At 63.1% G+C, this 25,756-nt stretch carries 24 protein-coding genes; 14 read left to right on the forward strand and 10 right to left on the reverse strand.

Annotated features, from left to right (window positions below):
• Window positions 1–2: 2 nt before the first annotated feature.
• A complete protein-coding gene (locus R4P64_RS25445) occupies window positions 3–773 on the reverse strand; it encodes a DUF2993 domain-containing protein (RefSeq protein WP_317823179.1) in 771 nt (256 codons plus the stop codon).
• Window positions 774–899: 126 nt separating this feature from the next.
• Between R4P64_RS25445 and R4P64_RS25450 the strand changes: the two genes are divergently transcribed.
• From R4P64_RS25450 to R4P64_RS25460, 3 genes are all read left to right on the forward strand, one after another.
• A complete protein-coding gene (locus R4P64_RS25450; protein ID WP_092803323.1) occupies window positions 900–1,478 on the forward strand; it encodes a hypothetical protein in 579 nt (192 codons plus the stop codon).
• A gap of 147 nt (window positions 1,479–1,625) precedes the next feature.
• Window positions 1,626–3,065 carry an Ig-like domain-containing protein gene (locus R4P64_RS25455; RefSeq protein WP_317823180.1) on the forward strand — a complete coding sequence of 480 codons (1,440 nt, stop codon included), beginning with the start codon at window positions 1,626–1,628 and terminating at the stop codon, window positions 3,063–3,065.
• An 83-nt stretch (window positions 3,066–3,148) separates the two neighbouring features.
• A complete protein-coding gene (locus tag R4P64_RS25460; RefSeq protein ID WP_317823181.1) occupies window positions 3,149–5,176 on the forward strand; it encodes an Ig-like domain-containing protein in 2,028 nt (675 codons plus the stop codon).
• Between the two features lie 72 nt (window positions 5,177–5,248).
• On the opposite strand, the gene R4P64_RS25465 is transcribed toward R4P64_RS25460, so the two are convergent.
• Genes R4P64_RS25465 through R4P64_RS25475 form a run of 3 tightly spaced genes read right to left on the reverse strand, consistent with a single transcriptional unit; the run spans window position 5,249 to window position 7,102 of the window.
• Window positions 5,249–6,037 carry a class I SAM-dependent methyltransferase gene (locus R4P64_RS25465; protein ID WP_317823182.1) on the reverse strand — a complete coding sequence of 263 codons (789 nt, stop codon included), beginning with the start codon at window positions 6,035–6,037 and terminating at the stop codon, window positions 5,249–5,251.
• 6 nt (window positions 6,038–6,043) lie between these two features.
• Window positions 6,044–6,544, reverse strand: a complete 501-nt coding sequence (locus R4P64_RS25470) for a DUF2505 domain-containing protein (protein ID WP_045063896.1) — start codon at window positions 6,542–6,544, stop codon at window positions 6,044–6,046.
• Between the two features lie 60 nt (window positions 6,545–6,604).
• Window positions 6,605–7,102, reverse strand: coding sequence for a DUF2505 domain-containing protein (locus R4P64_RS25475; protein WP_033235518.1), 498 nt, complete (start codon window positions 7,100–7,102; stop codon window positions 6,605–6,607).
• A gap of 74 nt (window positions 7,103–7,176) precedes the next feature.
• Between R4P64_RS25475 and R4P64_RS25480 the strand changes: the two genes are divergently transcribed.
• The 4 genes from R4P64_RS25480 to R4P64_RS25495 all read left to right on the forward strand — a co-directional run bounded on the left by R4P64_RS25480 (window position 7,177) and on the right by R4P64_RS25495 (window position 11,833).
• Window positions 7,177–8,220, forward strand: coding sequence for a UDP-N-acetylmuramate dehydrogenase (locus R4P64_RS25480; protein WP_317823183.1), 1,044 nt, complete (start codon window positions 7,177–7,179; stop codon window positions 8,218–8,220).
• A 33-nt stretch (window positions 8,221–8,253) separates the two neighbouring features.
• Window positions 8,254–9,450, forward strand: a complete 1,197-nt coding sequence (locus tag R4P64_RS25485) for an Ig-like domain-containing protein (protein WP_033235517.1) — start codon at window positions 8,254–8,256, stop codon at window positions 9,448–9,450.
• Between the two features lie 86 nt (window positions 9,451–9,536).
• Complete coding sequence (locus tag R4P64_RS25490) at window positions 9,537–11,045, forward strand: hypothetical protein (RefSeq protein WP_317823184.1); 1,509 nt, start codon at window positions 9,537–9,539, stop codon at window positions 11,043–11,045.
• Between the two features lie 38 nt (window positions 11,046–11,083).
• Window positions 11,084–11,833, forward strand: a complete 750-nt coding sequence (locus R4P64_RS25495) for an ESX secretion-associated protein EspG (RefSeq protein ID WP_317823185.1) — start codon at window positions 11,084–11,086, stop codon at window positions 11,831–11,833.
• 14 nt (window positions 11,834–11,847) lie between these two features.
• On the opposite strand, the gene R4P64_RS25500 is transcribed toward R4P64_RS25495, so the two are convergent.
• Window positions 11,848–12,597 (reverse strand): SDR family NAD(P)-dependent oxidoreductase, encoded by a 750-nt coding sequence (locus tag R4P64_RS25500; protein WP_033235516.1) that lies wholly within the window; start codon window positions 12,595–12,597, stop codon window positions 11,848–11,850.
• Window positions 12,598–12,612: 15 nt separating this feature from the next.
• Complete coding sequence (locus R4P64_RS25505; RefSeq protein ID WP_317823187.1) at window positions 12,613–14,934, reverse strand: arylsulfatase; 2,322 nt, start codon at window positions 14,932–14,934, stop codon at window positions 12,613–12,615.
• Window positions 14,935–15,251: 317 nt separating this feature from the next.
• Here R4P64_RS25505 and R4P64_RS25510 point away from each other — a divergent pair, with 317 nt between their 5' ends.
• Window positions 15,252–16,514, forward strand: coding sequence for an ROK family protein (locus R4P64_RS25510; protein ID WP_033235783.1), 1,263 nt, complete (start codon window positions 15,252–15,254; stop codon window positions 16,512–16,514).
• A 15-nt stretch (window positions 16,515–16,529) separates the two neighbouring features.
• Here R4P64_RS25510 and R4P64_RS25515 read toward each other — a convergent pair whose 3' ends face one another.
• Window positions 16,530–16,889 (reverse strand): YybH family protein, encoded by a 360-nt coding sequence (locus R4P64_RS25515; RefSeq protein ID WP_033235515.1) that lies wholly within the window; start codon window positions 16,887–16,889, stop codon window positions 16,530–16,532.
• Window positions 16,890–16,959: 70 nt separating this feature from the next.
• Between R4P64_RS25515 and R4P64_RS25520 the strand changes: the two genes are divergently transcribed.
• Window positions 16,960–17,829 carry a LysR family transcriptional regulator gene (locus R4P64_RS25520; RefSeq protein ID WP_317823189.1) on the forward strand — a complete coding sequence of 290 codons (870 nt, stop codon included), beginning with the start codon at window positions 16,960–16,962 and terminating at the stop codon, window positions 17,827–17,829.
• On the opposite strand, the gene R4P64_RS25525 is transcribed toward R4P64_RS25520, so the two are convergent.
• The 3 genes from R4P64_RS25525 to R4P64_RS25535 are packed head-to-tail and all read right to left on the reverse strand — an operon-like array spanning window position 17,795 to window position 20,007.
• Window positions 17,795–18,799, reverse strand: coding sequence for a tocopherol cyclase family protein (locus R4P64_RS25525; protein ID WP_317823190.1), 1,005 nt, complete (start codon window positions 18,797–18,799; stop codon window positions 17,795–17,797). The genes R4P64_RS25520 and R4P64_RS25525 overlap by 35 nt on opposite strands.
• Complete coding sequence (locus R4P64_RS25530; protein WP_172936325.1) at window positions 18,796–19,188, reverse strand: PaaI family thioesterase; 393 nt, start codon at window positions 19,186–19,188, stop codon at window positions 18,796–18,798. The genes R4P64_RS25525 and R4P64_RS25530 overlap by 4 nt, the downstream gene beginning before the upstream one ends.
• 45 nt (window positions 19,189–19,233) lie before the next feature.
• Window positions 19,234–20,007 carry a PIG-L family deacetylase gene (locus tag R4P64_RS25535; protein ID WP_033235511.1) on the reverse strand — a complete coding sequence of 258 codons (774 nt, stop codon included), beginning with the start codon at window positions 20,005–20,007 and terminating at the stop codon, window positions 19,234–19,236.
• A 101-nt stretch (window positions 20,008–20,108) separates the two neighbouring features.
• Between R4P64_RS25535 and R4P64_RS25540 the strand changes: the two genes are divergently transcribed.
• The 5 genes from R4P64_RS25540 (at window position 20,109) to R4P64_RS25560 (ending at window position 25,739) form a co-directional block, all read left to right on the forward strand.
• Window positions 20,109–21,335: an MFS transporter gene (locus R4P64_RS25540; protein WP_317823195.1), complete on the forward strand. Its 1,227-nt coding sequence runs from the start codon at window positions 20,109–20,111 to the stop codon at window positions 21,333–21,335.
• The gene (locus tag R4P64_RS25545; RefSeq protein WP_045063884.1) at window positions 21,281–22,108 is read left to right on the forward strand and encodes an alpha/beta fold hydrolase; all 828 of its coding nucleotides are present in this window, start codon (window positions 21,281–21,283) and stop codon (window positions 22,106–22,108) included. Before R4P64_RS25540 ends, R4P64_RS25545 begins: the two co-directional genes overlap by 55 nt.
• 12 nt (window positions 22,109–22,120) lie before the next feature.
• Window positions 22,121–23,479, forward strand: a complete 1,359-nt coding sequence (gene mshA / locus R4P64_RS25550; RefSeq protein WP_317823196.1) for a D-inositol-3-phosphate glycosyltransferase — start codon at window positions 22,121–22,123, stop codon at window positions 23,477–23,479.
• Complete coding sequence (locus R4P64_RS25555) at window positions 23,476–24,009, forward strand: YbjN domain-containing protein (protein ID WP_092802156.1); 534 nt, start codon at window positions 23,476–23,478, stop codon at window positions 24,007–24,009. The genes mshA and R4P64_RS25555 overlap by 4 nt, the downstream gene beginning before the upstream one ends.
• 134 nt (window positions 24,010–24,143) lie before the next feature.
• On the forward strand, window positions 24,144–25,739 hold the full coding sequence (locus tag R4P64_RS25560) for an AMP-binding protein (protein WP_317823198.1): 1,596 nt from the start codon (window positions 24,144–24,146) through the stop codon (window positions 25,737–25,739).
• The last annotated feature ends 17 nt before the right edge of the window (window positions 25,740–25,756 follow it).

Below are 25,756 nucleotides of genomic sequence, written 5' to 3' on the forward strand. Positions count from 1 at the left end.
GATCAGGTGAGAATTCCGCAGCTGTCAGGGACTGCGGATGCATTCTGGGCCGAGGCATTGGCAACGGGCATCGCGTAGGCGCCGCCCTCGAGTGAAATCTCGATCGCGTCATCGGTAACGGTGAGCTCGGTGGGCTTCATGTCCAACGGGTAGGTCTGCAGGCTGTCGGTCAGAGTCTGGACGATGCCGTCGACCAGGTCGGTCGGAAGTCCGAATCCCAGGATCTCGGCGCCGACGGTTTGTACGTCGACAACTCCGTTCGAGATAGTCGGCTTGACCGTGAGCTTCGCGAGACCTGCCGGTCCGACGTCGAAGGCCAAAGTTCCCGCGGCGGAATCAGCCGTGACACCGGTGACAAGTCCGCCGAAGGTCTGTTCCTGGAGGGTGGCCAGGATTCCGGCAGTGGACCAGGTGACATCGGCGCTCGAGCTTTCGATGGTTCCGCTGTTTCCGTCGGACGGTTGGAGATTGATGTCGTTGACCTTTGCGTGGACCTGCATTCCCGTTGCCGGCCCGAATGACGAATCGTCACTGTCGATGGTGATGTACGGGACCTTCTTGTCGATGGCCTGAAGCAGGACAGGCTTCCAGCTCAAGCCCACGTCTACCTGCGAGCCGAGTTCACTCTGAAACTGGTCGGCCATGCAGCTTTTGACTTGATTGCGAACGTAGAGTTCTCCGCCGACAAGCGCTGCGACCAGTACAGCGATCACGACGAGCAGGATGATGAGCACACGATTGCGCGGGGGCGCGTTGTTTGCTGCGACAGTCATCTCAGGGATTCTTCCCGACGACTCTGAACGAACTCTGTGAATACGCGCCCATCCGATACTGTGATCTGAAACACAGAATGCCGTAGCCTGGCGGAAAAGCGCTCCAGACGGTCACCGGAGGTGGTCATGGCTCCAGACTATGAAGCACTCGAATTGTTGGCACTGCGCCAATGTGGGTTTGTTGCGACTGATCAGGCCGCCGCCCTGGGTTTTTCCGGCAGTGACTGGGACTGGCTCTTGGAATCCGGAACCTGGATTTCGGAGTGTCCGGGGCTGTTCCGACTGGATCGGGTGCGCCGCACCGCGATGGACGAGTTTGCCAAATGGTGTACGTGGTTTGCCGGCCGAGCAACCGTTTCGCACTACAGCGCTGCCGAACTTCACGGTCTCGGCCACTTGCAACCACGGTTCCTGCACTTGTCCGTCGGAGTGCCCGTTTCGGCGCCGACTCGTCAGCTTGCTCTGCACCGATGCTTGCTCGCGGAATCGGAATGCGAGCAGTTCGGAGCCATTCGAATTACGACGCCGGTGCGTACTGTCCTCGACATTGCGTCGGGTGGCATTTCCCAGGACCTGCTCAACGAAGTGGTGTCCGACGGCGTCGCGATCGGTCGACTCGACGCCCATGAGTTGTACCGCTCGTGCGAGAACGCCGCCGTCGACGTGGCTGTTCGCGTGGAATTGGCGCTCACCGCAAGCCTGTAGTCGTAACCGACCTTGTGCCAAATGCACCAATTTGGCGAAAAGGGTAGTTGCGTTACAGGCAAAGGGATAACGTCACGGCATCAAAGCAGATGGACACTTGTCCTAGACACCTGTACTGGACGCCTGTCTGCTCCGTCGTCGAGAGGGATGTCTGTGAGTGGTGTTCGCCGTGTTGTCGGTGGTTTGAGTGTTTTTGCTGTTGCTGCGGGTTTCGTGGCGGTTGCGGGTGTCGGGGTTGCGGGGGCTGCTCCGGTGACGGCTGAGTTCAATTCGAGTGGTTACAAAATCACTCGAACAATCAGTGACGGGACGCCGTCCGAAGGTGATGTGATCACCTCCACCACGGTATTCAAGCGGACCGACTTTGTGGTCAATTATCTGTACGCGGTTCGGGATTTTCATCCGTCGTGCATGACGTATGTCGAGGGTTCGGCGAAGGTGAACGGGAAGGCGTACGCGCCGGAGACTCCGGTGAGCACTGACTCGGTGCGCGTGAGCGCGAGCATCACCGATTGGCCGTTGTATCAGAACAATACGAAGTCGTTCGAGTTTCAGTATCGCGTCGGCGCAGGGTGTGAGCGCGGTAATGATTTGGCGAGCACCGTGCATTTCGACGGTTCGGCTTGGGTGAATGACACGACAAACGGTCGTGGTCCGTCGATCAATGTTCGGAAGAACGTGTCGTCGACTGTCGTGTCGCCGGTGAGCGGTGCCCAGGTGGGTCAACCGGTGACGTTGAGCGCGACGGTGACCGGTGGTGCCGACGGTGATTCGGTGGAGTTCTTCGACGCCGGTTCCAAGATCGGCGCCGGCACGCTCGCCAATGGTGTTGCCACACTTGACTGGACACCGACCACTCGTGGGAATCACTCGATTACCGCGAAGTTCGCCGGCACCGCGCGAGCTGTCGAGTCGACATCGGCGGCGCTGAACGTGAACGTCTCGCAGGCTGATTCTCCGTCGACCACCGCGCTGGCGCCGATCTCGGGCGCTCAGGTGGGTAAGTCGACCACCCTCAAGGCGACGGTGTCCGCGCCGGGAACGGGTGGGACGGTGACGTTCAAGGTCGGTACGACGGTTCTGGCTTCGGTCCCGGTCGCCGGCAATGGCGAAGCCACTTACGCCTGGGTTCCGACGGTTGCGGGCGCGCAGACGGTTGAAGCTGTGTTCGCGGGCCGATCCGGTGTCACCGGGTCGAGCACCACAGCGAGTACGACAGTTGCCGAGCAACCAGTCGGAACGACAAATTCCACAACAGTTCTCAGCGCTGGAGCGGGTCAAGTCGGTGTTGCGCAGACCGTTTCGGCTCAGATCAACCCGGCGAACGCCGGTGGCACAGTCACCTTCAAGGACGGTGAGTCGGTCATCGGCACAGCAACGGTCGATTCTTCCGGCAAGGCCGGCATTTCGTGGACGCCGGCAACTCAGGGCCAGCGCGTCGTAACGGCCGAGTACTCGGGCGCCGGAACAGTGACGGCTTCGGCCGATCAGGTCTCCGTTCAGATCGCAGCACCCGTCGACGGCGGAGGGCCCGGTACCGGCGGAACAGGTTCGCTCGGCAACCTCGGAAACATCTTCGGCTCCTAAGGCATTCGACACCTGGTGATGCCCCGTCCGCGTGAAGCGGTGGGGCATCACCCATATCGCTCGCTTCTCGAGAAGGAAAATCTATGTCTGTTGGTTCTGCACGCCGTGTTGTCGGTGGTGTGAGTGTGTTTGCTGTTGCTGCGGGCTTCGTCGCGGCTGCCGGTGTCAGTGTCGCGGGGGCTGCTCCGGTGACGGCGGAGGGAAATGTGCACGGTTACCAGGTTGTGCGCACGATTTCGAACGGAACGCCCAGTGTGGGGGAGACGATTACCGTGAAGTCGGTACTGACTCGAACTGGTTCCCTCGAATACTTGCAGCAGGTCAAGGATGTTCATCCGGATTGTCTTACCTATGTGACGGATTCGGCCAAGGTTGACGGTTCGGTGATCGGCCGTGACAAGGTCGAGGTTGCTGCCGACTACGCGAAGATCTCTGGCAGTTGGGCGGTTTACTGGGATGGTGGTCTGATCAATCCGAAGTACCGAACGGTTGAGTTCAGTTATACGGTCGGTGCGGGTTGTGCTCGTGGTGTGGATTTGACGACTGAGTTGCATGTGAGTGGGACTTTGGGGTCGGGGCAGCTCAAGGGTGTCGGTCCGTCGATCAGCGTCGCGAAGAACGTGTCGACGACGACGCTGTCCCCGGCCAATGGCGTGCAGTTGGGGCAGTCAGTTCCGCTGAAGGCGACGGTTACCGGTGGCGGCGACGGTGATTCGGTGGAATTCTTCGACGCCGGTTCCACGATCGGCACTGGCACGCTCGCCAATGGTGTTGCCACACTTACCTGGACGCCGACCGGCGTCCGCACACACACCGTGACGGCCAAGTACCTCGGCAACACGAAGGTGGCAACCTCGACGTCGTCGGCAGTCGACGTCGTTGTGTCCGAAGCGGACAAGTCCACGGCAACCACGATCACCGGCCCAACGACTGCGGACGCAGGTGAGTCCGTGACTCTCGAGGCTTCGGTCTCGCCTGTGCCGGTGGGCGGCACGGTGCAGTTCAAGGACGGCACAACCGATCTCGGTAGTGCAGTTACCGTCGACGCCAACGGCAAGGCCTCGCTGACGGATTCCTATGCAGCCGGTGAGCATTCGATCGTGGCGGTGTACTCCGGTTCCGGTCTTTACCAGACCTCGACGTCGACGCCGCATACCTTGACGGTCGCTCCCGTCGTGGTCGAGCAGAGCACCACGACCACCCTCGTCGGTCCGTCGAGCGCTTCGACAGGAGAGGAATTGTCGTTTACTGCCACGGTGTCGACCGGCGCTGCGGGCGGCACGGTGCAGTTCAGGGAAGGGGCCAGAGATATGAGCTCGCCGATTCCCGTAGACGCCTTGGGTAAAGCCACGATCACACCGACGTTCAACGACGCCGGTGAATACAACATCACCGCAGTGTTCTCCGGTTCGGGGAACTTCCTGGGTTCGACCTCGAGCGTTCAGACTGTGAAGGTCGCCGCGCCGGCTCCCGTCGATCAGCAGACCCAGACGGTCTTGACTGTTCCCGCGAACGCAAAAACCGGTACGGCAGTGGGTCTTTCCGTGACGGTCACGCCGGCTCCGTCAGGTGGCACGGTGCAGTTCAAGGATGGTTCGGGCACTCTCGGCCTGCCCGTGGTGGTTGTCGACGGCAAGGCGTCGATGCTGCATGAGTTCGGCAGCGTCGGTACTCACGACATCACGGCGGTGTACTCGGGTGCGAGCGGATTCCTCACGTCTACCTCGGTCGTGCAAGCGATTTCGGTCACGGCTCCGGCCGCAGAAGATCAGGAAACGTCCATCACCGTGAGCGCTCCGGCGTCCGCCACGAAGGGCGCAAAGGTAGATCTGGCTGCTGCCGTTGTACCTACGCTCAACGGCGGGACGGTCCAGTTCATGGACGGCGCCACCACGATCGGCGGACCGGTTGCGGTAGTGAACGGTAAGGCGACACTCTCGCATGCCTTCACCGAGGTCGGCGATCGTCGGATCACCGCGGTGTTCAGCGGAACTGACGGATACCTCGGTTCCGAGACGCAGGCCGGCGTCACCGTCAAGGTCACGGCAGAGCCCGGCACCGGCGCTCCGACCGGTTCGCTCGGAGACCTGGGCGCAATCTTCGGTTCCTAGCTCGAAGCAGCATTGACGAAAGGCCCCGCCGCGGAGAACACCTCCGCGGCGGGGCGATTCGTGTCTGTGAGATCAGGGGTTCGGGGCTACAACGTGCCAGGGCACGGTCAGGATGCAGTCACGCACGCGTCGCCGCGCCGGTTGAACCGGAATGCCCTGCCCACGAAGTATTTCCAGTGCCGCAGCCCAGCGGTGTCTGGGGCCGAACGACGCGTGGGGCGCCGCAGTGGCCCATGCGCGATCCGCGGCCGTGAGTAGCGCGTGAATCGGTTCTCCCGGAACATTGCGGTGAATGAGGGCCTTGGGCAACCGTTCTGCGATGTCCGACGGTTTCTCGATGTCGAAGGGATCCCACGCCAAGGTGAGGCTCAGGGGTCGGTGCGCATCGAGCAGCACCCAGGCGCACCGACGCCCCAGCTCGTCGCACGTCCCGTCGAGGATCAAACCGCCAGGCGCCAAACCGGACTGAATGTGCGACCACGCCGATTCCACCGCGTCTTCGGGGTACTGGCGCAAAACGTTGAAAGCGCGAACGAAAATCGGTGACAGGCCGGCCAACTCGAACCCGCCGCGCGCGAAACTGACTCCGTTGCGGCTTTCCACCACGCGGGCGGGGTCGATTTCGAGTCCGATGACCCGGCGGTCGCGTCGTACCGCGGTGAGGCGGTCGGCCATCTCGAACGTCGTGTCGGGGCGGGCGCCGTAGCCGAGATCGACGATCAGTGGGTCGGCAGCGTCGTGCAGTGCCCGTTGAACGGCCCGGTTGTGCACGAGCCAGCGGTCGCTGCGCCGCAGACGGTTGATGCCGGTTGTGCCGCGTGTGATGACACCCTCGATCTTCGGGGGTGGAGCAGTCCTCACCGGGGGTCAGCGAGCGGCGAGCCAGGTCGCGGTGACCTGAGCTTCGGTGCGGAACAGGTCGACAAGATTGGTGAGCATCAGCTCTTCCAACTTCCCGCCGACAAAGGGGATGTGCACTTTGGCTTCCGACGACGTCCGCAAGGTGCATCCTGTTTCGGTGCCGAACAGTTCCATGGTTCCGGTGAGACTGCCCGGTCCGGCCGGGATGGAGGCCTCGTAGGTTCCGGTTACCGTGTCACCGAACGGGCTGTACGACTCGGTGCGCGTGATGATCAGATCGTTGCGCATGACGGTCTGCGCGATATCGGGTAGATCGGTGCGGGGCAGGACGTGGTGCAGGACGAGTTCGATTCCGGAATCGCTGACCTCGAAATGTTCCACCCGATTTTCGGAATGCTTGCGCATCTCTTCGACCCGGGCGTCCCAGTATCCGCGATCGGTCAGTGCTTCGTAGACCTGTTCGGGGGAGTGCTGGTAGCGGGCGGAGTAGTCGATGCGTCGAGCCATGATCGCAAACGATACCGGCTACCTGCTGTTACAGAAAAAACCTACCCCGCCCGCAATGCCCTATTTTGCGATCCAGTCCCGCGTGAAGTCCTGCTCCGCCTCGATCAGACGGGTGACCTCGTCGACGATCGCGCTTTCGATCTTGCCGCCGAAAATCGGGATCTTGACCTCGACCTCACCGGTGGCACTCAAGGTGCAACCCGTGTCGTCTCCGCTGAGCACCTGGGTGCCCTCGATGCGGGCAGGGACGCCGTCGACGTGCGCCGAGAAGGTTCCCGTCGCGGTTCCGCCGTTGAGCGGTGCGATGGTCTCGCTGCGCTTGATGACGATGTCACCCTTGATGAAGTTGGAGACCATGGAGGGAAGGTGCTCGGCCGGAATGACCTGCGACATGGTGACTGCGACGGTTTCGTCCCGGACAGTCAGTTCGTCGATGGTGGCGCCAGGGCCACCTACTGCGGCGATACGGTCACGCCAGTACTGCTCCGACGTCACCGCCTCATGGACCTTGGCGACGGGGACGGTGTACTTCGATGAATGCTCGATGCGACGGCTCACGATTGTGGAGGCTACCGTTTACCGATGTGTGGGACGTAACCATTGGCCAACGCGTCGTAGATTCCGGCGCTTTCGTGTCCGAGAACATTGACCTGTCCGGATTGACGACGCTCCGGGTAGGAGGACCTGCGCGGCTGCTCGCGGAATGCCCGACGACGCAGTCTCTGGTCGACGTCGTTCGGCTTCTCGATCGTGAAAACGTGCCGACGCTGATCTTGGCGGGCGGGTCGAATCTCGTCATTTCGGACGAGGGTTTCGACGGAGTTGTGGTTCGTGTGGCGAACACCACGGTGACCCTCGACACGGATCGTGTTGTCGCCGAGGCCGGCGCCGTGTGGGACGAGGTGGTCGGTCAATCCGTCGCCGCGGAATTTGGCGGACTCGAAGCCCTGTCGGGAATCCCTGGTTCGACGGGCGCAACCCCGGTGCAGAATGTCGGCGCATACGGCGTCGAGGTGGGCTCGCGACTTCGGCGGGTCCAGTTGCTCGATCGCCGCACCGGAGAGGTGTCCTGGGTCGATCCGTCGACTCTGCAACTCGGCTACCGCTCGAGCGTCCTCAAGCATTCGGACGCAGCGCTGGTTCTGGCGGTCGAACTCGACGCGACAACGGATGGACTGAGCGCGCCCCTGGCTTACCGGGAACTGTTCACGGCACTCGATGCTCAGGAAGGTGATCGATTGCCGTCGTCGCAGGTCCGCGAAGCTGTTCTGGGTTTGCGCGCCGGTAAGGCGATGGTGCTCGACCCTTACGATCACGACACGTGGAGCGCGGGTTCCTTCTTCACCAATCCGGTTGTGCCCGAGGATCGGTTGCCCGCAGTTCTTTCCGCTATTACGACGCAGCTCGGGGATGTGACTGTCCCGCAGTATCCGGGGGTCGGCGGAACCAAGCTGTCGGCGGGGTGGCTGATCGAACGAGCCGGCTTTTCCAAGGGATACCCGGGCGAGGACGCGCCGGCTCGGTTGTCGACTCGTCACACACTCGCCCTGACAAACCGCGGCGACGCGAAGTGCTCGGACATCGTGGCTCTCGCCCGCACCGTGCGAGACGGCGTGGACGCCGCGTTCGGTGTGCGTCTCGAGCCGGAACCGGTCACCGTGGGTTGCCGGATATGAGCTGACAATCGTTAGCGCGGGTAGCCTGTTGAGGTGCATCAGCTGGGTATTCGGAGAAAACGTTCGCGTCTTGCTGCTTTGGTAGCTGTTCTGCTTGCGGCGATGCTCGCTGTTGCGGGATGCACCATCGGTGGCGCCGAGACGGCCGGCGAGGCATCACCAGCTGACAAGGCACCCGTTGCGCAGGTTGTCGAGACGCCGGTTGTCGGTGCCAGGGACGTCAGCCCGATCGCCCCGGTATCCGTCACAGTCACCGGCGGCACTCTCGACGAGGTCGCGCTGAACAACTCGGCGGGTACCCCCGTCGCAGGTCAGCTGTCTGCGGACCGGACGTCTTACGTCGTCAGCGAGGCTCTCGGGTACGCGGCCACGTATTCGTGGTCTGGTTCCGCCACCGGCACGGACGGAAAAACCGTTCCTGTCGAGGGCAGTTTCACAACGTTGGCACCCGATTCGCAGACCGGCGGCACCCTCAACATCGCCGACGGTCAAGAAGTGGGCATAGCAGCGCCGATCACCCTCCAGTTCGACAACTCCGTCGTCGACAAAGCAGCAGTGGAGAAGGCGCTTGTTGTCACGAGCGTTCCGGCGACCGCAGGTTCATGGGCGTGGCTGCCGGACGATAACGGGGGCTCGCGCGCGCATTGGCGTCCCGCCGAGTACTGGGTCCCGGGAACCGTCGTTCATCTGGACGCGAAGCTGTACGGACTGAACTACGGCGGCGGCGCGTACGGCGATCAGGACCTCACTCTCGATTTCACTATCGGTCGTAGTCAGATCGTGAAGGCAAACGCGCCCAGCCACCGTATGCAGGTCGTCCGCGACGGCCAGACGATCATGGACATCCCCGTCAGCTACGGCGAAGGCAACGAGGCCCGCAACGTCACGCGTAGCGGCATCCACATGGTGACCGAGAAGTACGAAGATTTCCTCATGTCCAATCCGCCGTTCTACGAGAACGTCCGCGAACGGTGGGCCGTTCGCATTTCCAACAACGGTGAGTTCATCCACGCAAACCCGCAAACCACGGGAGTTCAAGGTTCGTCGAACGTCACCAACGGATGTATCAATCTCTCGATGTCGGATGCGCAGGAGTATTTCGGAACCGCGCTGTACGGCGACCCCGTCGAGGTGACCGGGACGTCGATCGACCTCTCCGCCGCCGACGGCGACATCTACGACTGGGCGATCGATCTCCCGACCTGGAAGTCCATGTCCGCGCTCGCCTGAGCCGCAAGAATCTTTTCTGTCGGCGGAACCCCTGGCATCACCGATGCGTCTATCCAGGTAGACACGGATGAATTCGGGGGATAGTCGTGAGTCTTCATGATGTTGTGGCGGATGGTCTCGCCCTTGTGGCATCGGTGCCCGGTCGTGTCGCCGATGTGGCATTGGCCCCGACCGCTGTGCTCCAACATTTCACCGACGATCGCGGCGAGTTCGACGACACAATCGCCGAAGCATCGAAGGTCGCCGACCTGGAACGCGAAGTGAACTGGGCAATCCGCGATGCACTGACTCCGCGGGCGACGGCGTTGGAGTACAGCGAACACGCCATTCTTGAAGACGATCCCTTCGACGCGATGTCTCATGCTCAGATTTTTGCGCATGTCGACGAGATGAAGCCCGAAATTCTTGTCGCGATCAGTAAGGCCTGGACCGAGATATCGGAGCGGGTTGTGAATGGAATCTCGGCCTTCAACCTCGCCGTCGGATCGGCAATCGGTGACGGCTGGCAGGGCAAGGGTGGATCTGCGGCCTTGGAGGCTGTTCTTGCGTACTCAGCTGACGGCCAGGAACTTCAGACACGAGTGCAACTGGTAGCCAACAAAGTCGAAGAAGCAAAGATCGCACTGGGACAGGCAAAACAGTCGATACCGCGTCCAAGCGACGCATCGCTTGGGGAACAGCTCATCAGCATGATTCCAGGGGAGTCGTGGCGTCAGGCGCAACATGAAGCCGAAGAAGCGGAGCGACTGGCGCGCCAGGTCATGAAGGAGATGTACCTGCCGTACATGAAGCGCGCCGATGATCAGGTTCCCGTCCTGCCGCCCGCATTCAATCCCATCACCTCCGGCGGCGGAACCTCCGGCGGCCGTAGTCCGTTCCAGACCGGTACCGATCAGATGTCGTACGAGCAAGCGGCATCCGCCGCGGGCAACTACCAAACATCTGGCGGTGGTAGCGGATTGGAACAGCGCACAGCTGATTCGCCAGGTGGCGCCGGGACTGACCCGACGGTCGGCGGCGCGGGTGACGGTGCTTCGGCTGGTGGATCAGGTGCGACGCCAGGCGCTGCGCTCGGCGACAGCGGACGGGTATCCGGGTCGGGAATCGGCCGGAGTGAAAGTGGTTCCGGGCCGGCGACTACCTCGGCGGCGTCCGCTGTGCCGCAGTCTGTCGGCAGTGGGTCCATCCCTGGTGTCGGACATGGCGCCGGACTTGGTGGAGGTACCGGTCTCACCGGCGGACCTGGGAGTGGCGGATTTGGCGGCGGCGGATCTGCAGGTGGGGCAGGTGGCGGCATCGCGGGCGGTGGATCAGGCGCCAATGGATTGGGCGGCAGTGGTTTGGGTGGCAGTGTGGCAGGCGGCGGCCTGGGCAGTGCCGGCGGCAGCGGTGCCCGCGGCGGTGCGCCAGGCAGTCTCGGAGCAGCCGGTAGCCGGGGCATGATGGCCGGCGGAATGGGAGGCATGGCAGGCGGCCGCGGACAAGGCGACGACGACAAGATGCACGAGACGCCGGGCTACCTCATCACTCTCGACAACGGAAACGAACTGATCGGGGACCTGCCGATGGTCACGCCGCCGGTGCTGGGGCAGTGAACACTGGTGCTGAAGCAGTGAACACTGGTGCTGAAGCAGTGAACACACAGTCACAGTGGCGCTTCACCGGAATGGAATTCCAGATTCTGTGGGAAGCCGTAGGTCGGGACAGATTGCCGTACCCATTGAAATTCCGTCCGGCGGCCGAAACCATGACCGAACTGACTATGCAGCGGAAAAACGCGGCACTGCGGATCCGGCAGATTCTCGACGAGAGTATGACCGACGCGTTGCAGATACTGGCGGAGCCCACCGTACGCATCGAAGTGTCAGGATTTCACGGCGCCCGGATGAACATGGTGACACGGCTGCACGGTGCGATCGCCGGCGAGTGGGGAGTGCTGGTTGAGCAGTTGCCAGGTGCGGCAGCTGATTCCGGCTCCGATGTTGTTCTTTCGGTGCAACGGGCGTCGGTGCTGGTGTCCGCGATGGTGACGCACCTGCCGCAATGCCCGGCGGGGAAGGTTCGGGTCGCGTCGGCTCGGAACACGAAACATATTCCGGGAGAGTCGATCCTGAGTCGAGCCGACGATCCGCGACCAGCGCAGGAGCTGGTGAGGTTCTTTCGTCGGCCGCGCACGTCGATCGGTGAAATCACCATCTCGTCGGGCAGTGCCATAGACAGCAGACCGAACCGGGGTGACGTTGTCTTTCAATGGAACGACTTTGCCGACGACGGTAGGTACATCGTGAGAGGTGGTGAAACGCTCAGCGCTGTTGCGGCTTCCGCCCTCGACGTGGAAACGGCGATCATGGCCGCCGTTTCCACGAAGAGGCAACAACGCTAGGTGGTTGGGCTGTGCTAGGTCGTAGTGCGGTGGAAGCGTCCAGCACCTGCCTGATCGCGAGGACGCACGACGATCTGATCCAGGTTCACATGTGACGGACGTGCCGCGACAAAGCCGATGATCTCGGCGATGTCCTGAGCCACAAGCGGAGTGATGCCTTCGTACACCTTGTCGGCCTTCTCCTGATCGCCCTCGAAACGGACCAGGGAGAATTCGGTTTCGACGGCGCCGGGAGCGATCTCCGTCAACCGAACGGGCTTGCCCAACAATTCGCCGCGCAGGGTCCGATGCAGAACGGCCTGAGCATGTTTGGCGGTGGTGTACCCGGAACCGTTGTCGTATGCCTCGAGTGCGGCGATCGAGGTGATGGTGACCACCAAACCGTCGCCGGAGTCGATGAGCTTGGGCAGCAACGCTTTTGTGACCCGCAAAGTGCCCAGCACATTGGTTTCCCACATCCAGCGCCAGTCGTCGAGATCGGCCTCCATGACTGTCGCCAGGCCCTTGGCGCCGCCCGCATTGTTCACCAGGACGTCGACGCGGGGCAGGACCGCGGCAAATGCGTCGACGGAATCCTCGTCGGTGACGTCGAGTTCGAGCGCGGTGCCGCCGATCTCCTCGGCGATCTTCTCGAGGCGATCGAGGCGCCGGGCCCCGATCACCACGTGAAATCCCTGATCGGCAAGCGTGCGGGCAGTGGCCTCGCCGATTCCGGAGCTGGCTCCGGTGACAACAGCGACGCGGGCATCGGAAGAAATGGTCATGACGCAATCGTAGGGCTAGTCGGCCGCGTACTCTGCCTCCCGCTCGATGGATTCGATGTGACGGGCCGGGACCTGGACGGTTCCCGGGGTGTACGTGACGGCTCGGAGCGCGCCGCTGTAGCGGAAGCTGCCGCGTCGACTGTGCAGGTCCCATGACACCGGTCCACGCGCATCGACGCCGACCGAGATGCCGGTCCACGGCGCCATGCCCACAAGTTGGACCTGATCGCGGAGGTGGCCGGCCGGAACGCCGTCGACGCTGACGTCGAGGTTCCAGCGCAGGCGCGGCGCGACTCTCACCGCAACGTCGATGCGGGTGCTGCCCACCGCGAGCGGCCCGGTGTCGATGCTTCGGTAGTCCCCGAACGCGTTGTATCCGAGATGGAGATGGCCGTCTTCGACGTACAGGATGTACCCGCCTTGGGGGTCGCCGTGCGCTACGAGGACGCCGGAGTCGCCGCCCTGGTAGCCGCTCAGTTCTACGGTGATGTCGAAGTCGCGGAAGGCGATGAGCCGAGTCGATCGGTATCGCTCGAGGGTTGGGGTGCCTGCCAGGATTCGCACCGGCCGCGACAGCGCTTGTTCTTCGGGCCGACGCACCGCTCCGACGCCGTTGCCCAACAGCGGGAAGACGGTGTTCGCCCACGCCGAGTTGTCCCAGGCGTCGGCAAGTTCGCGGACCTTGTCCGGGTACTGCGCGGCGAGATTGTTCAGTTCGGTGGGGTCTGCGGTGACGTCGAACAGTTGCCAGTCGGGTTCGTCGATGTTGTCGGGTGCCAGCGCCAGCAGTTTCCAGCCGTCCTTGTAGTACCCGCGGTTGCCGGTCATTTCGGTGTATTGCTCGGTGTGGGAGCTCGGTGCCACCGGTGAGTGCAGAACGTAGGCAGCCGAGACTCCGTCGAACTCCTTGGCGGGAAGGCCATGACGCACGGTCGGAACGTCGATGCCTGCAAGATCGAGGAGGGTGGGGGTCAGATCGGTGACGTAGGCAAACTGGTCTCGAATGCCGTTGTCGGCCGCAGCCGGTTTGATACCGGCCGGCCAGGACAGGACAAACGGCACTCGGACGCCACCGGCAAACGACTGGCCCTTGTAGAACCGGAACGGGGTGTTGGACGTCTGTCCCCATCCGCGAGGGTAGTGAACCCCCAACTGCGGACCACCGATCAACGATTCGTCGTGCGGGACGTCGCCTACCCACTCGGGATCCTGCACGTGCGCGAATTGCGCGAAGTAGCTGCGCGTGCCGTCCGAACCACCCTCGGCCGTGCCACCGTTGTCGGAGGTGAAGACGATGATGGTGTTGTCCAACTCTCCGAGTTCTTCGAGCGTCTCGACAATGCGGCCAACGCTTTGATCAACCGAATCCACCATGCCTGCATAGACTTCCATGTAGCGGGCAAACCGCGACTGTTGCTCCGATGTCAGGGAATCCCATTCGGGAACGTCGAAGCCAGGCTCGGAATTACGCGGTGCTTGCCGCGTACCTTCGGGGAACAGTCCCGCCGCGAGCTGAGCAGCAAAGCGGGATTCGCGGATTCGGTCCCAGCCTTCGTTGTAGCGGCCCCGGTACTTGGCTTGATCTTCGGGTTTGGCTTGCAACGGCCCGTGCATGGCGACGTGCGCAAAGTAGAGGAAAAACGGCTTCTCCGCATCGTGTGCCCGAAGATCCTTGATGTAGCTGACAGCTTTGTCGGTGAGATCGTCTGTCAGATAGTAATTCTCGGGATACTCGTCGACGTCGACGACGGAGTTGTCGGAGATCAATTGATTGGGGTAGTAGAAGGAATTGAGGCCTTCGAGTGATCCGTAGTAGCGGTCGAATCCGCGCTGCGTCGGCCAGGAGTCGCGGCTGCGACCCGGCGCGAGGTTGGCGTCACGCACAAGGTGCCATTTACCGACTGCGTATGTGGCGTAACCGGATTCGCGAAGGATCTCGGGCAGGGTCAGGATGTCGTCACCAAGCTCGAGCCGTAAGCCCGGGTAGCCGGGGTCTGCGTTTGCCACGAACCCGTATCCCGCCCGATGTGGATTGACTCCGGTCAGGAGCGCTGCCCGAGAGGGTGAGCACAGCGGCGTCGTGTGATAGTTGGTGAGCCGAACACCTTGTGCAGCAAGTCGGTCCAGGGTCGGTGTCTCGATCTCCGATCCGAACGGGCCGATGTCGCTGTATCCCATGTCGTCGATCAAGACGACCACGATGTTGGGGGCATCCGACGCCGGTGACGCTGTCGACGGCCAAGACGGGATCGAGTCGGCTGCGGTACGGCCGATCCGGCCACCGAACCCCTCGTAGCCGCGTGCGTGTGGTGGGGGAGTGGTGTCTGCGCCGGTCATGTCAGCACTAAAACAGCTGTATTTGCGGTTGGCCATAGTTGCATTCACTGTGATCGTTACCGCACCCGATTTGTGAAACTGGACAGAGCTGCTATTTTTGGATCTATGTCGACCGACCAGCCTGCCGCTTTGCGCGTCACCTATGTGACCGCTGCGTTGGGGTCGCGTCTGCCTCTGGCACGCGAACTGTGTTGTTGCCGCCGTTCTTTCTGCAGCTAATTTTCTGCGCCGCTCTCCACCCTTTCTTCCTTGACCAGCATTGATGCCGGTCCGAGGGCTGAAGTGTGCGCTTTCTCCTCCTTCTGCAAGGGACTGCCATGTCGACCCCCACACTTACTGCCCCGCAGCTTCGATCACGAACCGTCCTCTCCGGACCGCGGCCTCAGGTTGTTGCACCTGAGCTGCGCATCGCCGACGGACCGGCGGCAACGGTCCTCCGCATCGCTCGGCTGAGAGGCCCGATTTCGCGGGACACTGCTGCCAAGGCCTCCGGGTTGAGCATTGCAACCGTCAATCGGCAGGTCACGAGCCTGCTCGACCTCGGAGTGGTCCGTGAGCGAGCAGATCTGATTGCCTCAGGTGCCATCGGTCGCCCCAAGGTTCCGTTCGAGGTGAATCACGAGCCGTATCTGACGGTCGGCATCCACATCGGTGCAGCCGTCACCAGCATCATTGCCAGCGATATTCGGGGCCGGGTGCTCGGCGCCGTCGAAATCCCGACGCCCACCACCAATTCATCTGTTGCACTCGCGACTATCGCGCGTTCGGCAAAATCGTTCACATCCCGGTGGCACAAACGTCGACCGCTGGCTGTCGGCGTTGCGATCGGTGGACGCGTCGACTCTGCTACCGGTGTGGTCGACCACCCCCGATTGGGATGGAAGGGTGCAAAGGTCGGTGCAGTCATCGGAGCCGGATTGGGCTTGCCGGTTTCGGTTGCCGCGCACGTCGAGGCCATGGCCGCATCGGAATTGCTGCTGAGCGCCGATCGCACCGAGACACCGGCTACCGGGACCACTGCGCTGTACTTCTATGCGCGCGAAACATCAGGCATTGCGATCACTTTCGAGGGTCGCGTGCACACCCCGTCCAGCGGACCGGGCTCGATCGCGCACCTGCCGACGGGGTCGTCGGCCCGGTGCGCCTGCGGTTCCGTGGGGTGCTTGGAAGCGACCATCAGCGATCGAGCGATTGTGACGCAGGCACTGTCGAGCGGCGCGGTGATTCAGGGTAGCGAGCGCATCACCATCGCCGACGTGTACGCGGCGGCCTCTGCCGGTTCGGCTGCGGCACATGAACTCCTGGTCGAACGAGCACGGGTGCTGGGTCGCACGGTGGCGCTGTTGCGTGATCTGTTCAACCCGGATCGTGTGATCCTCGGCGGCCAGGCTTTCACCGACTACCCGGCCGGCGCGCCGTATGTCGCCGAGGCTTTCTCGACGACATCGTCCCTGGAGCGTAAGGACATTCGGATCACCGGCTTCGGGAATCGGGTGCAGGAATACGCGTCGACCGTGGTGTCGCTGAGCTCGCTGTTCGCTGATCCGGCCGCAGCGATGCGCCGGGCCGCCGTAATCTGACTTCGTCTGTGCCGGTTACAGCTCCGGCCGGTCGAGTACCCGCAACCACCGTCCGTCGGGCTGGCGGCGCGCAACCTGAGTGCGTCCGCCGGTACCGTCGGCCGGCGCAGTGGAGGTCATCGCGAGATCACCGCTGACGACCGTCGGCAGCGCCTTCTCGACGGTGAACGTGGGTGCGGCAGCGAGCATCTGTGCGATCACGTCGCGGATGGCCGAACGCCCGACGGTAAGCGAACCGGGCGGAAATGCCATCACGGCGCCCTCTTCGTAGAGTCCCGCTACTGCGTCGGCGTCACCGGCGTTGGCGAACTCGACAAAGAGGCGAGCGAGGTCTTCCGGGGTCCGGGCTTCTCGAGTTGTGTCTGTTGTTGTCATGCCTCCATCGTGCTGCGATCCTGATGATAAGTCCAAGATCTGGTTTGTCTCGTAGCTAGAATCAAAAGTTATGGAACTTCGGCAACTCGAGTACTTCGTCGCAGTGGTCGACGAAGCGAATTTCACCCGCGCGGCCGAGCGTCTACACGTCGCTCAACCAGGTGTGAGTGCGCAGATCAAACGCCTCGAGCGGGAGCTGGGGCAGGAACTGCTCGATCGAAGCGGCCGGACCGTACGTCCCACTGAAGCGGGGCGCGCTGTGCTGCCCCACGCTCGCGCTGCCCTGGCCTCCGTGGACAGCGTCCGCGACGTCGTGGACGCGCTGAAAGGTTTGGTCCGAGGCTCGGTTTCCGTCGGGATGGTGACGGCCTGTGCTTCGGCTGACCTGACAGATCTGCTGGCTCGGCTGCACCTCCGACATCCGGGTCTGGATATCTCTCTGGCCGAAGATGATTCACGCAACCTTCTTGCCGGTGTCGCGGACGGAACCTTCGACATAGCGGTTGTCGGGGTGGCGGGGGAGCTGCCCGAGGGCCTCGAATCCCGCGTGATCACCGATGAGCGACTGGTGGCGGGAGTGGCCGCGAATCATCCACTTGCCGAACGGGATACTCTGCCGTTCGCGGAACTCGGGACGCGGTCCGTGATCTGCCTTCCGTCGGGAACCGGTATCAGGACGTGCCTCGACGCGGCCTGCGTGGCGGTAGGCGTCGCCCCCACAGTTGCGCTCGAGGCCAGCAATCTCGGGATTATCGTCTCACTGGCAGCGCAGGGGTTGGGGATGGCGGTTATCCCGGAATCCGCAGTGGGACAGTTGCATCGGATCAACCTCGAACCTGAGGCCCGGTCCCGCTTGGAAATGGTGTGGCGCGCCCGCGGCGGCAAGAATCCGGCGGCGTCGGCGCTCATAGATCTGGCGCGATCTGCTCCCGTCTCGTGACTTCCGATTGGGCGCGGTCCAACCCGCCGTGCTCGAGGGCCGCGAGGTGAGAAGTGTCGGTCCAGTACACAGTGCCTCGCCGACGTACGGTCACAGTCAACGTGGCACCCAGATGTTCCAGTGCGCCAGGAACGTTGCGGCGCTGCGCGGGAAGAGGTACCGGGAGGATATGGGCGTCCGACAGGGGAGCGCTGCCCTCGATCTCGACACTCCAGAGGTGATTGCGGCCGCGTAGTGTCCAGCGGTCGTCGGCAACCACTGTGGTCACGGGCGAGGTGACCGGGTTTCCCAGCCGGAATACGGTTCCGTCGGGCAGTGCGACAACAACGGCGGTGACTTCGGTGCGAAGCGGCCCCGCGCTGATCTGCCCGCCGGCGAAGGCGATACATGCATGCGGGTCGGTGAACCCCTGAGCCTGGCCCCACCACCAGGATTCGGGGAAACCACCCTTGCCCCAGTTCTTCTCGCCGTACACCTGTGCTCCGGTGAGATCCCAGGTCTCGCCGTCGATGATCGCGGCGCCCTCGGCTCTGCCACCGAGAAGCCACGGATGCCAGTACTGATTGAGAGCGGGAACAGACTGGAAATAGCTGGAACCGCCGAAGCGTCGACGCGGCCAGAATCGCTGGCTCGAGATGCGAACGTCCAGACGCGCGGTCTCGAGATCGGCGTGTACCTGATCCGTCGTGCCGCGAAAAGCGTTGTCCGCATAGGCCCCTAGCCGGTCAGGATCGGCATATCCGCCGGGATACTCTGTGTCGCTGAGGAACCCGCCGGGATGCGCGGCTACCGCGAGTGTCGACCAATGGCCGTCGGCCGCTCGATTGATTCCGGCCAGTGCAATGACAACGCGGCCGCTTTCCGGCAGCGTGAACCGCCAGAAATAGCCCTCCATCGCAACATCGTGCGAGGCAAGTAGATTGCCGTACGGCGCGGTGGCGCCGGATGACCGGTACCCGGGAAGGTTCACGGCCCCAACACTGCCTGGGATGCCGTGACCTGAGCGACCAGACGGCCCTCGTCGTCCCGGAGTTCGGTGACTATCGCGATGGTGCTGCGGCCGGCATGCAACGGCCGGGCAGTTGCAGTGACGGTGCCCTTGCGGACACCCCGAGTGAAGACCGCCGACGAACTGGTAGTCGAGGTGCCGGCGCCGGGTGGCAGGTTGAGGAATGCACAGACGGCGCCGACGCTGTCTGCCAGCGTCATCAAGGCGCCGCCGTGCATTCCGTTACCGGCGGTGGTGCGGTGGTTGTCCCAATCGAGGTGCCCGACAACCTCTTCGGAGGTCGCACTGTCCAACTGCACTCCGGTATGAACGGCAAAAGGCATGCTCGCGACAAGCTGTTCGAGGTCCATGCCTACCGATGCTAACCAGAAGTCGAAGCCGATGTGGAGCTTCGGCTACAGCGGAAGCGCAGTTTCCGACAGGCCGTCCGGGGCGTTGCGTCGACGGAACCACTCGGTACCGAATGCCGCGGTGAGCTGCTCGGTGGGCATTTCGAGGAACGGCCCGAAATCCCCGACCTGTGTGGCGTGCGCGTACATGGCCGCACGCTTCGAGCTGATCACCGAACTGACGTCGACGGCCGTGGTGAGCTGTTCGGCTGGAAGGCCGAACGTCTCGATGTCCGGTGGCTGCGCTTCTTCCGTCCACTCCGGATTGGCCAGCATCAACATCTTCATGTGATCGCGGTTGGTGGACGCCTCGTAGACGAGCGGTGTGCCCGCGAGCTCAGCCGCCCGAATGCCGACGTAGTGCACCTGAATGTGGTCCGGGTGACCGTAACCACCATTGGCGTCGTAGATCGTCAGGATGTCGGCGTTCTCCTCGCGAAGAACTTCTGCCAGACGTTCGGCCGCCTCGTCTACTTCGGCATTGCAGAAAGCGTCGGGGTTCTCGTTCTCAGGGGTGCCGACCATTCCGGAATCCGGATAGTGCAGCGACACGACACGGCTGGCACCGAGGGCGTCGGTGGACGCCTCGAGTTCGCGGCTGCGACGCTCCGCCAATGATTCGTGCTCGTCCAACAGGCCGTCGGGATACTCACCCAGCGCACCGTCGGTGGCCGTGACGACAACAACGCGATGACCCGCGTCGGCAGCCATTCTCATGACGCCACCCGTGATGAATACTTCGTCGTCGGGATGGGCGTGGAAACACACCAGGACACTCATTCGCGCAATCGTAGGGCAAGCTACCGACAGGTCAACTCGACCCGGGATTTGTGGTGGCTGCACATATTCTGTGAACCTTGTGTGGTGCACGAGAATCAGTCATGACCAGTTCCGACGATAAAGGCCTGATGGGGGCATATCGCGAGATATTCGCCGCCCCTGGCGCGGTTGCCTTCTCCGCCGCCGGTTTCATCGCGCGGTTGCCGATCGCGATGATCGGCATCGGAATCGTGACGATGATCTCGCAACTTCGTGGTGACTACGGGCTTGCCGGCGCGCTCGCCGCAGTATTTGCGCTGTCCTGCGCCGTCATAGCGCCGTTGGTGTCCCGCACCGTGGATCGATTCGGGCAGCGCGCGGTTCTGCCCCTGGCCGCTGCGGTCAGTGCAATCTCGATCGGTGCGCTGCTGCTGTCCGTGAGATTCGAAGCGCCGGACTGGCTGCTGTTCGCTCTGGTGATCCCGGCCGGTGCGACCCCGACGATCGGTGCGATGGTTCGCGCCAGGTGGGTTGCGATCTACGTCGGAAAACCTGAGTTGCGCACAGCTTTTGCGTTCGAATCCGTCGTCGACGAACTCTGTTTCGTGGTGGGGCCGGTGCTCTCGGTCGGTCTGAGCATCGGGTTGTTTCCCGAAGCCGGTCCGTTGGCGGGAGTAATTCTTCTTGTGGTCGGCACGCTCCTACTGGTGGCGCAGCGATCGACGGAACCCAAGATTCATCCGCGCATACCGGGCCGGGGACGCTCGGTTCTCGCGAACCCGGCGATGTGGATCGTCATCATCGTGATGGTGATGCTGGGAACCATGTTCGGCGTCATCGACGTCGGTGCCATCGCGTTCACCCAGGAACAGAACTCGCCCGGGTCGGCGACCGTTGTCCTCGCCTTGTTTGCCGGAGGATCGGGGATCGTGGGGCTGGTGTTCGGGTCCCGGCACCCGACGCGCTCGCTACGCGGACAGCTGATGATCGCGTCCATTGCCGTCACCGTGCTGAGTATTCCGCTCCTGCTGGTCGGCAGCGTCGCGGGACTGGCAGCGGCCTACATCCTGGCCGGCGCAACAATCGCGCCGACGCTCATCATCGCCACAGCTCTTGTCGAGCAGATCGTCCCACCCGAGAAACTCACCGAAGGTATGACGCTGACGGTGACCGGCCTGGGCGTCGGCGTGGCGCTCGGATCCGCGCTGGCGGGGCAGCTGATCGACCGCTACGGAGTCTCGTCGGCGTACACGCTTGCCGTCGGCGCAGCGGTCACAGCCTCTATCGTGACGGCATGTCTATTCGTGAAGCCGTCAGCGTCGACGGCACGTCCATCGTCTACCGAGTAACCGGAAACCCGGAAGCAACCCCGCTGGTCCTGCTGCACGGCTGGGCGCAGTCCTCGCAGTGCTGGGGTGAGCAGGTTCTGAGCGAACTGGCGTCCTCGCACCGGTTGATCGCCGTTGATCTACGCGGCCACGGATACTCCGACGCCCCCGAAGACGGTTACGACAACAGCGCGAACTGGGCCGGCGATGTTGCCGCTGTCCTGGCAGCCGAGGGCATCACCGAGAAAGCCGTGTTGCTCGGGTGGTCGTACGGCGGGCTCGTGATCTGCGATTACCTGGCAGCGCACGGAACGCACGCTGTGGCCGGCGTTGTCCTGGTCGGCGCGATCACGAGCATCGGACGCGGTGAGAAGGGCGGCAAGGTGGGTGCGGCGATGCGCAGCGCTGTTCCCGGTGCCATGTCGGAAGATCCCCGCGAGGCGATTCGGGCACTCGGCGCGTTCGGCAACGCGCTCACCGGCCCGCCGGAAGGCAAAGGGGCCCAGTCGCAGGCCCTGTTCGGTGCGAGCCTCGCGACCCGCCCGCGCGTGCGGGCGGCACTGTTCAACCGTGCGGTCGGTCACGACGAACTGCTCCGTTCCCTCGACATCCCGGCGCTGGTTCTGCACGGCACCGAAGACTCCGTTGTCGACGTGAGTGCAGGTAAGCACGCCGAAGAGCTGATTCCGAAGTCGCAGGCGTCGTACTGGGACGGCTGCGATCACGGGCCGTTCGTGGAGGATCCGACCCGATTCGTGTCCGAAGTGAGAACGTTCGTCTCCAGCCTCGGTTAGAGTTCGCGCCCGGTGAGGGGGCACTATGGAGTCGTGACACCCACGCACACTTCGCGCCCTCGCCGGGTGGCCGTACTGTCGGTCCACACCTCGCCCTTGGCGCAACCAGGCACCGGTGATGCAGGTGGGATGAACGTCTACGTCCTGCAATCCGCGATTCAGTTGGCAAAACGTGGTGTCGAGGTGGAGATTTTCACCCGCGCGACGTCATCGGCAGACGCTCCCGTCGTCGAAGCCGCACCGGGGGTTCGGGTGCGCAACGTCGCCGCCGGTCCGTTCGAGGGCCTCGACAAGGCAGATCTCCCGACGCAACTCTGCGCGTTTGTCGCCGGAGTCCTGCGAGAGGAAGCGCGTCGTGAACCGGGCTATTACAGCCTGATTCACTCGCACTACTGGCTGTCCGGGCAGGTCGGCTGGTTGGCTCGGGACCGCTGGGGCGTTCCGCTCGTCCACACCGCGCACACTCTTGCCGCCGTCAAGAACCTGTCGATGGCAGAGGGGGACACGCCCGAACCCGCCGCTCGACAGATCGGTGAGCAACAGGTTGTGGCCGAGTCCGATCGACTTGTTGCCAACACCACCGACGAAGCCAAGGCTCTCCACGAGCTGTACGGGGCCGACCCGACGCGCATCGACGTCGTCGCGCCTGGCGCGGATCTGACGCTCTATCGTCCGGGCGATCGTGATCGGGCCAGGGCGTCGTTCGGCCTGAATCCCAACGAAGTGATCGTGACGTTTGTCGGTCGCATTCAGCCCCTCAAGGCGCCGGACGTCCTTCTGCGTGCAGCTGCGGAAGTCATCAGCCGCCATCCCGGATTGCCGCTGCGGATCCTGGTCGTCGGTGGTCCCTCCGGCACCGGGTTGGCTCAGCCGGACGTCTTGATCGAGCTGGCACGCGCCCTCGGCATCACAGCGCAGGTGACCTTCCTGCCGCCGCAGGCGCCGACGCGGCTGGCCGATGTGTATCGGGCGTCGGATCTTGTTGCGGTACCGAGCTATTCGGAATCATTCGGCCTGGTGGCCATCGAGGCTCAAGCCTGTGGGACTCCGGTGATTGCCGCTGACGTCGGTGGTTTGGGTGTTGCCGTTCGCAACGGTGAGACGGGCCTACTGGTGCAGGGGCACAAGACTCAGGATTGGGCAGGCGCTCTCGAAGCGCTGGTCACCGAACCCGCGCGTCTGGAAACTCTTGCGGAGCGCGCTCCGCGTCACGCGGAGAACTTCTCGTGGGAACACACCGCGGACGGACTTCTCGAGAGCTACCGCAAAGCCGCCGTCAACTACAACAACGGAACCGGTCCCAGTGACTTCTCGCCCCGCCGCGCGCGGGGACTGTGGCGTCTGCGGCGGACCGGAGGAGTGCGTACATGAGCAGTGTTTCCGACATCATCGAGCAGGCCCTCACCGAGCGTGAACTCGAATTCACGAAGCGCGACGGCACTCATTTCATCGTCGAACTTCCCGGTGAGCACAAACTCAAGACGTCGACTTTGCTGACCGTCGGGAACCACGGTGTGCGGGTCGAAGCTTTTGTGTGCCGCAAGGTCGACGAGAACTTCGAGGGTGTCTACAAGTTCCTGCTCAAGCGGAACCGTCGCCTGTACGGGGTGGCGTACACACTCGACAAGGTCGGGGACATCTACCTCGTCGGCAAGATCTCCGAACATGCGGTGACCGGTGACGAACTCGATCGGGTTCTCGGCCAGGTCCTCGAGGCTGCGGACGGCGATTTCAACGTCATCCTCGAACTCGGATTCTTCTCGTCCATCAAGCGGGAATGGGCGTGGCGCGTCTCGCGTGGGGAGTCGCTGGCGAACCTGCAACCGTTCAAGCATCTGATCGAAGAAGCGGACGCAGAGAAAGCGGACGCTGAAGAATTGGACACTGCCGCCGAGAAGTGATGCGTGAGACATATCGGCGATGTGTCCCGTAGGGTGTTCTTTACTTTGTGACTACCATCACGGAATAATGCTGTTTCCGTAAGTCACAGTAAATTGTTCGTCACCTTGCCGCGCAACCTTCACGAGGAGCACCGTTGAGCTTCAAGAGTCCGTTCCCCGACGTCGACATCCCCAACGTCAGTGTCTACGACTTCCTGTTCGGAAACATCGAACCCGCTGATCTCGACAAGACTGCGTTTGTCGAGGGCGCTTCGGGCACCGTCACCACGTACGCCTCGCTGATCGCGCAGATCAACGGCGTCGCTGGAGCCCTCGCCGCGCGCGGACTCGCTGTGGGGGACGTCGTCGCTCTGCATTCACCGAACGTCCCGGCGTTCGGATCCGTCTTCCACGGCATCTTGCGTGCCGGTGGCGTTGCGACCACCGTCAACGCTCTCTACACCGCCGAGGACATCGCCAAGCAACTCACCGACTCGAAGGCCACGTTCCTCTTCACGGTCTCGCCGCTGCTTCCGCAAGCCAAGGCGGCGGCCGACGAGGTCGGCATCCCGGCCGAGAATGTGATCGTCTTCGACGGCGCCGAAGGTCACCTCTCGCTGCGCGATCTGCTCGGTGAAGGTGCGACGCCGCCCGAGGTTTCCTTCGATCCGGCCACCCAACTCGCGGTGCTGCCGTACTCGTCGGGCACGACCGGTCGACCCAAGGGGGTCATGCTCACCCATCGCAACCTGGTCGCGAATGTCTGCCAGATCATGCCGCGGATGGGCATCGGCTCCGACGACAAGATTCTCGCAGTCCTGCCGTTCTTCCACATCTACGGCATGACGGTGCTGCTCAACGCCGCGCTCTTCGCCCGCGCGAGCCTGATCACGATGCCGAAGTTCGATCTCGTCGAATTTCTGCGGATCGTCGCCGAGCAGAAATCGACGTACATCTTCGTCGCGCCGCCAGTCGCGGTCGCGTTGGCGAAACATCCACTGGTCGACCAGTACGACCTGTCGAGTGTGCACACGATTTTCTCCGGCGCCGCCCCGCTCGATGCCGCCCTCGGCAAGGCCGTCGCCGATCGCCTGAACTGCCGGGTCCGTCAGGGCTACGGCATGTCCGAGATGAGCCCGGTCAGCCATGCAATTCCGTTCGACCGGGACGACATGCCGCTCGACTCGTGCGGCCCGACCATCGCGAACATGGAATGCAAGCTCGTCGATCCGGGCACCGGTGAAGAGGTTGCATACCCGGTGGCCGGTTCCGGTGAGGTCAGTGCGCCCGGTGAGCTGTGGTGCAAGGGCCCGAACATCATGGCCGGGTACCTCGGGAACGAGCAGGCAACCAAAGACACCCTCGACGCCGACGGTTACCTGCGTACCGGCGACATTGCGACCGTCGACGCCGAAGGTGTCGTCACCATCGTCGACCGTCTCAAGGAACTGATCAAGTACAAGGGCTACCAGGTTCCGCCGGCCGAACTCGAAGCGTTGCTGCTCACCCACCCGCAGATCGCCGACGCCGCCGTCATCGGAGTACTCGACGAGGAGGGCGAGGAAGTGCCGAAGGCGTTTGTCGTCCTGCAGGACGGTGCCGCGTTGTCCGAGGCCGACGTCATCGCTTTTGTCGCCGAGCGCGTCTCACCGCACAAGAAGGTTCGCAAGGTCGCCTTCATCAGCACGGTCCCCAAGTCCGCGGCCGGAAAGATTCTCCGCAAGGATCTGCGCACCGCAGAAGCAGGCTGACCCTCAAACAGGTGAGC

The sequence above is a fragment of the Rhodococcus sp. IEGM 1366 genome (assembly GCF_033142425.1).
GTDB classification, from domain to species: domain Bacteria; phylum Actinomycetota; class Actinomycetes; order Mycobacteriales; family Mycobacteriaceae; genus Rhodococcus_F; species Rhodococcus_F globerula.

Coding starts and splice junctions, on each gene's coding strand:
- R4P64_RS25445 (WP_317823179.1), bottom strand. CDS start 773: ATGACTGTCGCAGCAAACAACGCGCCCCCGCGCAATCGTGTGCTCATC.
- R4P64_RS25450 (WP_092803323.1), top strand. CDS start 900: ATGGCTCCAGACTATGAAGCACTCGAATTGTTGGCACTGCGCCAATGT.
- R4P64_RS25455 (WP_317823180.1), top strand. CDS start 1,626: ATGTCTGTGAGTGGTGTTCGCCGTGTTGTCGGTGGTTTGAGTGTTTTT.
- R4P64_RS25460 (WP_317823181.1), top strand. CDS start 3,149: ATGTCTGTTGGTTCTGCACGCCGTGTTGTCGGTGGTGTGAGTGTGTTT.
- R4P64_RS25470 (WP_045063896.1), bottom strand. CDS start 6,544: ATGGCTCGACGCATCGACTACTCCGCCCGCTACCAGCACTCCCCCGAA.
- R4P64_RS25500 (WP_033235516.1), bottom strand. CDS start 12,597: ATGACCATTTCTTCCGATGCCCGCGTCGCTGTTGTCACCGGAGCCAGC.
- R4P64_RS25505 (WP_317823187.1), bottom strand. CDS start 14,934: ATGACCGGCGCAGACACCACTCCCCCACCACACGCACGCGGCTACGAG.
- R4P64_RS25510 (WP_033235783.1), top strand. CDS start 15,252: ATGTCGACCCCCACACTTACTGCCCCGCAGCTTCGATCACGAACCGTC.
- R4P64_RS25515 (WP_033235515.1), bottom strand. CDS start 16,889: ATGACAACAACAGACACAACTCGAGAAGCCCGGACCCCGGAAGACCTC.
- R4P64_RS25520 (WP_317823189.1), top strand. CDS start 16,960: ATGGAACTTCGGCAACTCGAGTACTTCGTCGCAGTGGTCGACGAAGCG.
- R4P64_RS25530 (WP_172936325.1), bottom strand. CDS start 19,188: ATGGACCTCGAACAGCTTGTCGCGAGCATGCCTTTTGCCGTTCATACC.
- R4P64_RS25535 (WP_033235511.1), bottom strand. CDS start 20,007: ATGAGTGTCCTGGTGTGTTTCCACGCCCATCCCGACGACGAAGTATTC.
- R4P64_RS25540 (WP_317823195.1), top strand. CDS start 20,109: ATGACCAGTTCCGACGATAAAGGCCTGATGGGGGCATATCGCGAGATA.
- R4P64_RS25545 (WP_045063884.1), top strand. CDS start 21,281: ATGTCTATTCGTGAAGCCGTCAGCGTCGACGGCACGTCCATCGTCTAC.
- R4P64_RS25555 (WP_092802156.1), top strand. CDS start 23,476: ATGAGCAGTGTTTCCGACATCATCGAGCAGGCCCTCACCGAGCGTGAA.